This is a genomic window from Klebsiella sp. GL120222-02 (assembly GCF_003097195.1).
Lineage (GTDB): Bacteria > Pseudomonadota > Gammaproteobacteria > Enterobacterales > Enterobacteriaceae > Klebsiella > Klebsiella variicola.
In genome coordinates, this window is record NZ_QEQO01000014.1 from 75,160 (window position 1) to 86,845 (window position 11,686).

An 11,686-nucleotide genomic window follows, 5' to 3' on the forward strand; every position below is an offset into this window, starting at 1 on the left:
CATATGGGAGCGATCATGTTTGATATCGGCGTTAATCTGACCAGTTCGCAGTTTTCCCGCGACCATGATGAGGTGGTGGCGCGCGCCCGGGCGGCGGGGGTTCACGGCATGCTGCTGACCGGCACAAATTTGCCGGAGAGCCAGCAGGCCCAGAGAATGGCGAGCCGCTATTCCGGCTGCTGGTCCACGGCGGGGGTTCATCCCCATGATGGCAGCAGCTGGACGCCAGCGGTCGCCGAGGCGATTTATACCCTCGCCCGCGAGCCACAGGTGGTGGCGATAGGTGAGTGCGGTCTGGATTTTAACCGTAATTTCTCCACGCCGCAGGAGCAGGAGGCAGCCTTCAGCGCCCAGCTGGCGCTGGCCGCTGAGCTGTCGATGCCGGTGTTTTTACACTGCCGCGACGCTCACGACCGGTTTCTGGCGTTGCTTAAACCCTGGCTTGAGAAGATCCCGGGCGCGGTGCTGCACTGCTTTACCGGCAGCCGCAGCGAGGTGCAGGAATGCCTGGATCTGGGCCTGTTTATCGGTATTACCGGTTGGGTATGCGATGAGCGGCGGGGACTGGAGCTGCGCGAGCTGCTGCCGGCGATCCCGGCGGAACGTCTGCTGCTGGAGACCGATGCGCCTTATCTGCTGCCGCGCGACCTCAAACCGAAACCGGCCTCGCGGCGTAACGAGCCTGCGTATTTACCGCATATCCTGGCCAGCGTCGCGAGCTGGCGGGGCGAAGAGACGCAATGGCTGGAGGCGCAAACGGACGCAAACGTCAGGACGCTGTTTGGCATCGACGTTAACGGCGTTTAGATTTTCTGGAAGTCGGTATTTTTAACGCTCTGCAGGACTTGCTTATTCAGCAGGTTTAACAGCAACATAGAACGGGCTTCGCCGTCCGGCTCGGTGAAGATAGCCTGTAAGCCTTCGAACGCGCCGTCGGTGATTAGCACGCTATCGCCCTCATGCGGCGTTTCCGGGTCGGTAATGCCTTCCGGTTTGTAGATAGAGAGCTGATGGATAACCGCCGAGGGAACGACAGCGGGCAGGGCGCCAAAGCGCACGAAGTTGTTAACCCCGCGGGTGGCGCTGATGGTAGTGGTATGAATCACCTCTGGATCGAACTCAATAAACAGGTAGTTCGGGAACAGCGGTTCGCTGACCATGGTGCGTTTACCGCGAATGATTTTTTCCAGCGCAATCGTCGGCATCAGGCAGTTAACTGACTGACGTTCCAGATGTTCCTGGGCTCGTTGTAGCTGCCCACGTTTGCAATACAGTAAGTACCAGGCTTGCATAATGACTCATTCCACTTCTAATAACGGCAAGCATAACAAATGGCTGGTGTAATCGCGAAAGCCATTATAATTGAAATCCAAATTTCAGCGTTCTTTCACGCTAATTTAACAAAATTACAGCATCGCGCCGTCGAACACCGTATAATTAGCCGCCTGTAGAGAGGTCAATAACACTTTCATGAAATACCACGATCTTCGCGACTTTCTGACACTCCTGGAACAACAGGGCGAACTAAAACGTATCACTCTGCCGGTCGATCCTCACCTGGAAATCACCGAAATTGCCGACCGGACCCTGCGTGCCGGTGGCCCGGCGCTGCTGTTTGAAAATCCGAAAGGCTACTCGATGCCGGTGCTGTGCAATCTGTTTGGCACGCCGCGTCGTGTGGCGCTAGGGATGGGCCAGGAAGACGTCAGTTCGCTACGGGAAGTCGGGAAGCTATTGGCCTTTCTGAAAGAGCCGGAGCCGCCAAAAGGCTTCCGCGATCTGTTTGATAAGCTGCCGCAGTTCAAGCAAGTGCTGAATATGCCGACCAAACGCCTGCGCGGTGCGCCCTGCCAACAAAAAATCATCCAGGGCGATGACGTCGACCTGAATAAAATCCCGATTATGACCTGCTGGCCGGAAGATGCCGCGCCGCTGATCACCTGGGGGCTAACGGTGACCCGCGGGCCGCACAAAGAGCGGCAGAACCTGGGAATTTATCGCCAGCAGCTGATCGGTAAAAACAAACTCATCATGCGTTGGTTATCCCACCGCGGCGGCGCGCTCGATTTCCAGGAGTGGTGCGCGGCGCATCCCGGCGAGCGCTTCCCGGTTTCCGTGGCGCTTGGCGCCGATCCGGCGACCATTCTTGGCGCGGTGACGCCGGTGCCCGATACCCTGTCGGAATATGCTTTCGCAGGCTTGCTGCGCGGCACCAAGACCGAAGTGGTGAAGTGCGTTTCCAATGACCTTGAAGTGCCGGCCAGCGCGGAAATTGTGCTCGAAGGTTACATTGAGGCCGGGGAGATGGCGCCGGAAGGCCCGTATGGCGATCATACTGGTTACTACAATGAAGTGGACAGCTTCCCGGTATTTACGGTGACCCATATTACCCAGCGCGAAGACGCGATTTATCATTCGACCTATACCGGCCGACCGCCCGATGAGCCCGCGGTGCTGGGCGTGGCGCTGAACGAAGTCTTTGTGCCGATTCTGCAAAAGCAGTTCCCGGAAATCGTCGACTTTTATCTGCCGCCGGAAGGGTGTTCCTATCGCCTGGCGGTGGTGACCATGAAAAAACAGTACGCGGGCCATGCCAAGCGCGTGATGATGGGCGTCTGGTCATTCCTGCGCCAGTTCATGTATACCAAATTCGTGATCGTATGCGATGACGACGTCAACGCACGCGACTGGAACGACGTGATTTGGGCGATTACTACCCGTATGGACCCGGCTCGTGATACGGTACTGGTAGAAAATACGCCAATAGATTATCTGGATTTTGCCTCGCCGGTTTCCGGCCTGGGTTCAAAAATGGGGCTGGATGCCACAAATAAATGGCCTGGCGAAACCCAGCGTGAATGGGGTCGTCCAATCAAAAAAGATCCTCAGGTGACGGCGCGCATCGACGCCATCTGGGATGAACTGGCCATCTTTAAATAACAGTAAGCGGGGCTAACGCCGCTGTTTTGCTCTATAGACCCGACAGAGGGGACGCATGACAACCTTAAGCTGTAAAGTGACCTCAGTGGAGGCGATTACCGATACCGTGTATCGCGTTCGATTAGTACCGGAAGCGGCATTCTCTTTCCGCGCTGGCCAGTATCTGATGGTGGTAATGGACGAGCGCGATAAGCGTCCGTTCTCTATGGCTTCCACGCCGTCAGAGCACGAGTTTATCGAGCTGCATATCGGTGCTTCTGAACTCAATCTGTATGCGATGGCGGTGATGGATCGCATTCTGAAAGAGCGTGAAATTGAGGTTGATATTCCGCATGGCGAAGCGTGGCTGCGCGATGACGAAGATCGCCCGCTGATTCTGATCGCCGGCGGTACCGGATTCTCTTATGTGCGTTCTATTCTGTTAACCGCGCTGGCGCGTAACCCGGATCGCGATATCGCCATTTATTGGGGCGGCCGCGAGGCTAAGCATCTGTACGATCTGGCCGAGCTGGAAGCGTTAAGCATCAAGCATCCGAATCTGCGCATCGAGCCGGTGGTCGAGCAACCGGAAGAAGGGTGGCGCGGTCGTTCCGGTACGGTACTGACTGCCGTGCTACAGGATTACGGCACGCTGGCCGAGCATGATATCTACATTGCCGGTCGTTTTGAGATGGCCAAGATTGCCCGCGACCTGTTCTGCAACGAACGCGGCGCGCGTGAAGATCGCCTGTTTGGCGATGCGTTTGCGTTTATCTGAAAATAAAAAACCCGCCCCTGACAGGCGGGAAGAACGGCAACTAAACCTGCTCTCTTCGCCATTGCTGCCTGCTTCTGGTCGCAATGGCGTTGAGATAACCCTTCGATTAAATCCGCTCAAACACAGTGGCAATACCCTGACCTAAACCGATACACATGGTCGCCAGACCGAACTGAGCGTCTTTGCGTTCCATCTGATTGATCAACGTGGTGCTAATGCGCGCCCCGGAGCAGCCCAGCGGATGTCCGAGCGCGATCGCGCCGCCGTTGAGGTTGATCTTCTCGTCAATCTGCTCCATTAAGCCCAGATCTTTAATACACGGCAGGATCTGCGCGGCAAACGCTTCATTCATTTCAAAGACGTCGATATCGCTGGTGGATAAGCCAGCTTTTTTCAGCGCCAGCTTTGAGGCCGGAACCGGGCCATAACCCATAATGGACGGGTCGCAGCCGACCACCGCCATCGAACGGACGCGGGCGCGTGGCTTCAGCCCCAGCTCGCGGGCGCGGCTTTCGCTCATCAGCAGCATTGCCGCCGCGCCGTCGGAAAGGGCGGAAGAGGTGCCTGCCGTTACCGTGCCGGTCACCGGATCAAATGCCGGTCTCAGCGCCGCCAGCGCTTCGACGGTGGTTTCCGGGCGGATCACTTCGTCATAGTTAAAAGACTTCAGTACGCCATCGGCATCGTGGCCACCGGTCGGGATAATCTCGGCTTTGAAGGCGCCTGATTGGGTCGCCGCCCAGGCGCGAGCGTGAGAGCGTGCGGCGAACTGATCCTGCATTTCGCGGCTGATGCCGTGCAGACGCGCCAGCATTTCCGCGGTCAGCCCCATCATGCCGGCGGCTTTCGCCACATTACGGCTGAGGCCCGGATGGAAATCGACACCGTGGCTCATTGGCACATGGCCCATGTGCTCAACGCCGCCAATCAGGCAGACGCTGGCATCGCCGGTCATGATCATACGGGCCGCATCGTGCAGCGCCTGCATGGAGGAACCGCACAGACGGTTAACCGTCGTCGCCGGTACCGAGTGCGGGATTTCTGCCAGCAGCGCGGCGTTACGCGCAATGTTGAAACCCTGCTCCAGCGTTTGTTGCACGCAGCCCCAGTAAATATCGTCAATCGCGCTCGCCTCAAGCGACGGGTTACGCGAAAGCAGGCTACGCATCAGGTGCGCTGAGAGGTCTTCCGCACGCACGTGGCGAAAGGCGCCGCCCTTCGAACGGCCCATCGGGGTGCGAATTGCATCGACAATGACAACCTGTTCCATTGTGACTCCTTAAGCCGTTTTCAGAGCGCCAACCGGACGGGCTGGCTCTACCTGGGGATAATACGCTTCGTTATGGCGCGCTTTGTCACGCAGACCTGCTGGCACTTCATACAGCGGGCCAAGGTGCTGGTATTGCTGTGCCATATCGAGATACTTCGCGCTGCCGATGGTGTCCAGCCAGCGGAATGCGCCGCCGTGGAACGGAGGGAAGCCCAGGCCGTATACCAGCGCCATATCCGCTTCCGCCGGGCTGGCGATAATGCCTTCTTCCAGGCAGCGGACGACTTCGTTAACCATCGGGATCATCATGCGGGCGATAATCTCTTCATCGCTGAAATCGCGCTTCGGCTGGCTGACGTCGGCCAGCAGGCTGTCGACGGCAGCGTCTTCTTCTTTCTTCGGCTTACCTTTGCTGTCTTCTTTATAACGCCAGAAACCGAGGCCGTTCTTCTGGCCGAAACGGTTGGCGTCAAACAGGGCGTCGATGGCGTCGCGATAATCTTTCTGCATCCGCTGCGGGAAGCCCGCCGCCATCACGGCCTGAGCATGGTGGGCGGTATCGATGCCGACAACATCCAGCAGATAGGCCGGGCCCATTGGCCAGCCAAACTGTTTTTCCATCACTTTGTCGACCTTGCGGAAATCCGCCCCGTCGCGCAGCAGCTGGCTGAAGCCGGCGAAGTAGGGGAACAGCACGCGGTTGACGAAGAAGCCGGGACAATCATTGACCACGATCGGCGTTTTGCCCATTTTGCTGGCCCAGGCCACAACTTTGGCAATGGTCTTATCCGAGGTTTTTTCGCCGCGGATCACTTCAACCAGCGGCATGCGATGCACCGGGTTAAAGAAGTGCATACCGCAGAAGTTTTCCGGGCGTTGCAGAACGCTGGCCAGTTCGCTGATGGGGATTGTTGAGGTGTTGGATGCCAGCACGGTATCCGGGCGCACTTTTGCCTCGGTTTCGGCCAGCACCGCTTTCTTCACTTTCGGGTTTTCGACCACCGCTTCAACAACCACGTCGACGCGATCAAAACCGCTGTATTCCAGGGTTGGCTGAATGGTGCTGATCACTCCGGCCAGCTTCAGACCGTCGATTTTGCCGCGTTCCAGCTGTTTATTCAGCAGTTTCGCCGCTTCGGTCATGCCCAGGGTCAGCGATTTGTCGCTAATGTCTTTCATCACCACCGGCACGCCTTTCCAGGCCGACTGGTATGCGATACCGCCGCCCATAATGCCAGCGCCCAGGACAGCAGCATGCTTCGGCGTCTCGACATCTTTGGTCAACTTTTTCGCTTTCGCTTTGACGTACTGGTCGTTCAGGAAGATACCAACCAGCGCGCGGGCCTCATTGGTATGGGCCAGCGGGACAAAGCTTTTATTTTCCAGCACCAGGGCTTCTTCACGACCAAGACGTGCGGCGGCTTCAATGGTTTTCACCGCGGTGATCGGCGCCGGGTAATGTTTCCCGGCAGTTTGTGCGACCATGCCTTTGGCAATCGTGAAGCTCATGGTAGCTTCAATTTTGCTGAGCTTCAGCGGCTCTAGTTTCGGCTGACGTTTTGCTTTCCAGTCCAGATCGCCATTAATCGCCTGACGCAGGATCGCCAGCGCGCCGTCACGCAGTTTTTCCGCTGCGACCACACCATCCACCAGGCCGATTTTCAGCGCCTGATCGGCGCCGACGTCTTTCCCGGCGGCAATAATTTCCAGCGCGCTATCGGCGCCGAGCAAGCGTGGCAGACGCACAGAACCGCCGAAGCCCGGCATAATGCCAAGCTTGGTTTCCGGCAGACCGATACGCAGATCCGGCGTCGCCAGGCGGTAATCGGTCGCCAGGACGCATTCACAACCGCCGCCCAGCGCGTAACCATTGACGGCAGAGATCGTCGGGACGGGAAGATCTTCCAGACGATTGAAAACGCTGTTAGCAAAATGCAACCACTGGCTTAACTGCTCCTCAGGGACCAGGAACAGCGAGAGGAATTCGGTGATATCCGCGCCGACGATAAACGCCGCTTTTTCAGAGCGCAGCAGCAGACCTTTGAGATCGTTTTGTTTTTCCAGTACGTCCAGCGCGTGACCGAGGCTGGCTACGGTTGCGGTATCAAGCTTGTTGACCGAACCTGGGGCATCGAACACCAGTTCGGCGATGCCATCTTCCAGCCAGTCGAGGTACAGGGTGTCGCCTTTGTAGAGCATGTCAGTCTCCTGAATCCAGCAATATGATCTGGTCATACCAGATGAAACGGAGTGTGGAATTTATGTTAAAGAATTGCAAATTACTCTTTAAATAATTGCTGGTCGGATCACATCCGGCGGAAATCACCCGCACGCAGGGTGATGTGCTAAGATGCGGAGTATCACGATCCCATAAAAGCAAAGGATGAAAGATGGAATCCCTGTCCGCGCTCTATAAAAATCATATTGTTACCCTACAAGAACGTACCCGCGACGTGCTGGCCCGTTTTCAGATGGATGCGCTGCTGATTCACTCCGGTGAGCTGGTTAACGTCTTCCTTGACGACCACCCGTACCCGTTCAAGGTCAATCCGCAGTTCAAAGCCTGGGTGCCAGTGACGCAGGTGCCTAACTGCTGGCTGCTGGTGGATGGCGTTAACAAACCGAAGCTGTGGTTCTATCTGCCGGTCGATTACTGGCACAACGTCGAGCCGCTACCGACCGCATTCTGGACCGAAGAAGTTGACGTCATTGCTCTGCCGAAGGCCGATGGCATCGGCAGCCAGCTACCTGCCGCTCGCGGTAATATCGGTTATATTGGGCCGGTACCGGAGCGCGCGCTGGGGCTGGGTATCGCTGCGGATAAGATCAACCCGAAAGGGGTTATCGATTACCTGCACTACTATCGGGCTTACAAAACGGATTACGAGCTGGCCTGTATGCGTGAAGCGCAGAAATCGGCGGTCAATGGTCATCGCGCGGCCTATGAAGCTTTCCAGTCCGGGATGAGCGAATTCGATATCAACCAGGCCTATCTCACCGCCACTGGTCACCGCGATACCGACGTGCCTTACAGCAACATTGTCGCGCTGAATGAGCATGCCTCCGTCCTGCACTACACCAAACTGGATCATCGCGCCCCGGCGGAGATGCGCAGCTTCCTGCTCGACGCTGGCGCAGAATATAACGGCTATGCCGCGGATCTGACGCGAACCTGGGCGGCGCACGGCGACAACGACTTTGCCCATCTGATCAAAGACGTTAATGACGAGCAGCTGGCGCTGATTAGCACCATGAAGGCCGGGACTCGTTATGTTGATTACCATATCCAGTTCCATCAGCGCATCGCAAAGCTACTGCGTAAACACCAGTTGGTTACCGACATAAGCGAAGAGGCGATGGTGGAGAATGACCTGACCGGGCCGTTTATGCCGCACGGGATTGGCCATCCGCTGGGTCTGCAGGTGCATGATGTCGCTGGCTTTATGCAGGATGACACCGGTACGCATCTGACGGCGCCGTCGAAATACCCGTATCTGCGCTGCACCCGTATTATCGAGCCGCGCATGGTGCTGACTATTGAACCCGGCATCTACTTCATCGAGTCGTTACTGGCGCCGTGGCGTGAAGGCCCGTTCAGCAAGCACTTCAACTGGCAGAAAATTGACGCCATGAAGCCGTTTGGCGGGATCCGTATCGAAGATAACGTGGTGGTTCACGAAAACAGCATTGAAAATATGACGCGCGATCTGAAGCTGGCGTAATGGAAAGCTGGTTAATCCCGGCGGCGCCGGTTACCGTCGTTGAGGAGATTAAAAAAAGCCGTTTTATCACGCTGTTGGCGCATACCGACGGCGTGGCGGCGGCAAAAGCGTTTGTCGAGTCCGTCAGAGCGGATCACCCTGATGCCCGCCACCACTGCGTGGCGTGGGTCGCCGGGCCGCCTGATGATTCGCAACAGCTGGGGTTTTCTGACGATGGCGAACCGGCGGGGACGGCGGGTAAACCGATGCTGGCGCAACTGATGGGGTGCGGCGTGGGTGAGATAACCGCTGTCGTCGTGCGCTACTACGGTGGTATCCTGCTGGGCACTGGCGGCCTGGTGAAAGCCTATGGCGGCGGTGTTCATCAGGCGCTGGCGCAGCTGACGACGCAGCGCAAGACACCGTTAACAGCATATACTTTGCAATGTGAGTATGGGCAACTGGCCGGTATCGAAGCGCTGCTCGCCCAATTCTCCGGGAAGGTAGTCGAAAGCGAATATCTGGCGTCGGTTCGGCTGCGCGTGGCGCTTCCCCGGGCCGAAGTGGCGGCTTTTTCAGCAAAACTGGCTGATTTTAGTCGCGGTTCATTGCAATTACTGAAGATTGACGAATAATCCCCTCTGTTTTTTTGCCTATCAAAGGAAGCGCCAGAGATGCATTTTCGCGCCATAACCCGAATCGTTGGACTGTTGGTCATCTTATTTTCGGGGACGATGATCGTTCCGGGATTAGTGGCCCTGATATATCGCGATGGCGCGGGGCGGGCCTTCACGCAAACCTTTTTTGTTGCGCTGGCGATTGGCTCCATGCTGTGGTGGCCGAATCGTAAACAAAAAGGCGAACTGAAATCCCGCGAAGGGTTTCTGATTGTGGTGCTGTTCTGGACCGTGCTGGGGAGCGTGGGGGCCTTGCCCTTTATTTTCGCCGAGCAGCCGAACCTGACGGTGACCGATGCCTTCTTCGAGTCATTTTCCGGCCTGACGACGACCGGAGCGACCACCCTGGTGGGTCTGGACTCATTACCTCATGCAATCCTCTTTTACCGGCAGATGCTGCAATGGTTCGGCGGCATGGGGATCATTGTGCTGGCGGTGGCGATTCTGCCTATCCTCGGCGTCGGGGGGATGCAGCTCTACCGCGCGGAAATGCCCGGTCCGTTGAAAGACAACAAGATGCGCCCGCGTATCGCCGAGACGGCGAAGACGCTGTGGCTTATTTATGTGTTATTGACGATAGCCTGCGCATTGGCGCTCTGGTTTGCCGGTATGCCGGCGTTCGATGCGATTGGGCACAGCTTTGCCACTATCGCCATCGGCGGTTTCTCGACTCACGATGCCAGCGTCGGCTATTTCAATAGCCCGATGATTAACTCTATCATCGCGATCTTTTTGCTGATCTCTGGCTGTAACTACGGTCTGCATTTTTCGTTATTGAGCGGACGCAGCCTGAAGGTGTACTGGCGCGACCCAGAATTTCGCATGTTCATTGGCGTCCAGTTGACGCTGGTCATCATCTGTACGCTGGTGCTATGGCTTCATAACGTGTATGGGTCGGTGCTGACGACGCTGAATCAGGCTTTTTTCCAGGTGGTGTCGATGGCGACCACCGCGGGATTCACCACCGATAGCATTGCGCGCTGGCCGCTATTCCTGCCGGTGTTGCTGCTCTGCTCCGCATTTATCGGCGGCTGTGCCGGTTCCACGGGCGGTGGCTTAAAGGTGATCCGTATCCTGTTGCTGTTTAAGCAGGGCAACCGTGAGCTTAAGCGTCTGGTACACCCGAATGCGGTTTATAGCATCAAGTTAGGTAACCGCGCCTTGCCGGAACGTATTCTTGAAGCCGTGTGGGGGTTCTTCTCCGCCTATGCGCTGGTCTTTATCATTAGTATGTTGGCTATTATCGCCACCGGGGTGGATGATTTCTCTGCCTTCGCCTCCGTGGTGGCGACGTTGAACAACCTCGGGCCTGGGCTTGGCGTTGTCGCGGACAACTTTGCCACTATGAACCCGGTCGCGAAATGGATCCTGATTGCTAATATGCTGTTTGGTCGTCTGGAAGTGTTCACCTTACTGGTGCTCTTTACTCCCACTTTCTGGCGCGAATAACAGGAGTGCTCGTGAAAACTTTAATACTCTTCTCCACCCGCGACGGGCAGACCCGTGAAATCGCTTCGTTTCTGGCCTCCGAGCTGAAAGAGCTGGGCATCGACGCGGACACCTTGAACCTGAACCGTACCGATGTCGTCGAATGGCATCACTACGATCGGGTGGTCATCGGCGCGTCGATTCGCTACGGGCACTTTCATCCGGCGGTGGACCGCTTTGTGAAAAAGCATCTGGCATCATTGCAGGCGCTGCCGGGAGCATTCTTCTCTGTTAACCTGGTGGCGCGTAAACCCGAGAAGCGCACGCCGCAGACCAACAGCTATACGCGTAAGTTTCTGCTGAACTCGCCGTGGCAGCCGCAGAGCTGCGCGGTATTTGCCGGCGCGCTGCGCTACCCGCGCTACAGCTGGTACGATCGGTTTATGATCCGCCTGATTATGAAAATGACCGGGGGGGAAACGGATACCCGCAAAGAAGTGGTCTATACCGACTGGCAACAGGTATCCCGGTTTGCTCGGGAAATCGCACAAATGGCGCGCAAATAGCGCGTAAAACTCGCGTTGTGATGGAAAATCGAGCGAACGAAAAGTTTTTTTGAATTTCCCCTTGTCACCTCAGAATTACTCCCTATAATGCGCCTCCACTGACACGGAACAACGGCAAGCAAGCCGCCGGGTCAGCGGGGTTCCGGTGAGAACCTCGCAGAGAAAAGCAAAAATAAATGCTTGACTCTGAGGCGGGAAAGCGTAATATGCACACCCCGCGCCGCAGCGAAAAACGAAGCGGCACTGCTCTTTAACAATTTATCAGACAATCTGTGTGGGCACTCAAAGTGACATGGATTCTTAATGTCTTCGGACAATAAATGAATACCAAGTCTCTGAGTGAACAT

At 56.6% G+C, this 11,686-nt stretch carries 10 protein-coding genes; 7 read left to right on the forward strand and 3 right to left on the reverse strand.

What is annotated here, in order from left to right; translation table 11 throughout:
* The first annotated feature begins 3 nt into the window (after positions 1 to 3).
* Entirely contained in the window at positions 4 to 807 is an 804-nt protein-coding gene (gene tatD, locus N438_RS26815; RefSeq protein WP_165459796.1) for a 3'-5' ssDNA/RNA exonuclease TatD, read from the forward strand.
* On the opposite strand, the gene rfaH is transcribed toward tatD, so the two are convergent.
* Positions 804 to 1,292, reverse strand: coding sequence for a transcription/translation regulatory transformer protein RfaH (gene rfaH, locus N438_RS26820; RefSeq protein WP_008807930.1), 489 nt, complete (start codon positions 1,290 to 1,292; stop codon positions 804 to 806). The two genes, tatD and rfaH, sit on opposite strands and share 4 nt — an antisense overlap.
* A 178-nt stretch (positions 1,293 to 1,470) precedes the next feature.
* Here rfaH and ubiD point away from each other — a divergent pair, with 178 nt between their 5' ends.
* Entirely contained in the window at positions 1,471 to 2,940 is a 1,470-nt protein-coding gene (ubiD, locus tag N438_RS26825) for a 4-hydroxy-3-polyprenylbenzoate decarboxylase (RefSeq protein WP_008807929.1), read from the forward strand.
* A gap of 55 nt (positions 2,941 to 2,995) precedes the next feature.
* Positions 2,996 to 3,697, forward strand: a complete 702-nt coding sequence (fre, locus tag N438_RS26830; RefSeq protein ID WP_008807928.1) for an NAD(P)H-flavin reductase — start codon at positions 2,996 to 2,998, stop codon at positions 3,695 to 3,697.
* A gap of 106 nt (positions 3,698 to 3,803) precedes the next feature.
* Here the strand turns inward: fre and fadA are convergent, their stop codons facing one another.
* Both fadA and fadB read right to left on the reverse strand, forming a co-directional pair.
* Positions 3,804 to 4,967, reverse strand: a complete 1,164-nt coding sequence (gene fadA, locus N438_RS26835) for an acetyl-CoA C-acyltransferase FadA (protein WP_043875960.1) — start codon at positions 4,965 to 4,967, stop codon at positions 3,804 to 3,806.
* Between the two features lie 9 nt (positions 4,968 to 4,976).
* On the reverse strand, positions 4,977 to 7,166 hold the full coding sequence (gene fadB, locus N438_RS26840; protein ID WP_012543218.1) for a fatty acid oxidation complex subunit alpha FadB: 2,190 nt from the start codon (positions 7,164 to 7,166) through the stop codon (positions 4,977 to 4,979).
* A 191-nt stretch (positions 7,167 to 7,357) separates the two neighbouring features.
* Between fadB and pepQ the strand changes: the two genes are divergently transcribed.
* The 4 genes from pepQ to hemG are packed head-to-tail and all read left to right on the forward strand — an operon-like array spanning position 7,358 to position 11,339.
* A complete protein-coding gene (pepQ, locus tag N438_RS26850) occupies positions 7,358 to 8,689 on the forward strand; it encodes a Xaa-Pro dipeptidase (RefSeq protein WP_116696592.1) in 1,332 nt (443 codons plus the stop codon).
* Positions 8,689 to 9,303 carry an IMPACT family protein gene (locus tag N438_RS26855; RefSeq protein ID WP_008807924.1) on the forward strand — a complete coding sequence of 205 codons (615 nt, stop codon included), beginning with the start codon at positions 8,689 to 8,691 and terminating at the stop codon, positions 9,301 to 9,303. Before pepQ ends, N438_RS26855 begins: the two co-directional genes overlap by 1 nt.
* Before the next feature lie 39 nt (positions 9,304 to 9,342).
* Complete coding sequence (gene trkH, locus N438_RS26860; RefSeq protein ID WP_008807923.1) at positions 9,343 to 10,794, forward strand: Trk system potassium transporter TrkH; 1,452 nt, start codon at positions 9,343 to 9,345, stop codon at positions 10,792 to 10,794.
* An 11-nt stretch (positions 10,795 to 10,805) separates the two neighbouring features.
* Positions 10,806 to 11,339 (forward strand): menaquinone-dependent protoporphyrinogen IX dehydrogenase, encoded by a 534-nt coding sequence (hemG, locus tag N438_RS26865; protein ID WP_012543216.1) that lies wholly within the window; start codon positions 10,806 to 10,808, stop codon positions 11,337 to 11,339.
* Positions 11,340 to 11,686: the final 347 nt, after the last annotated feature.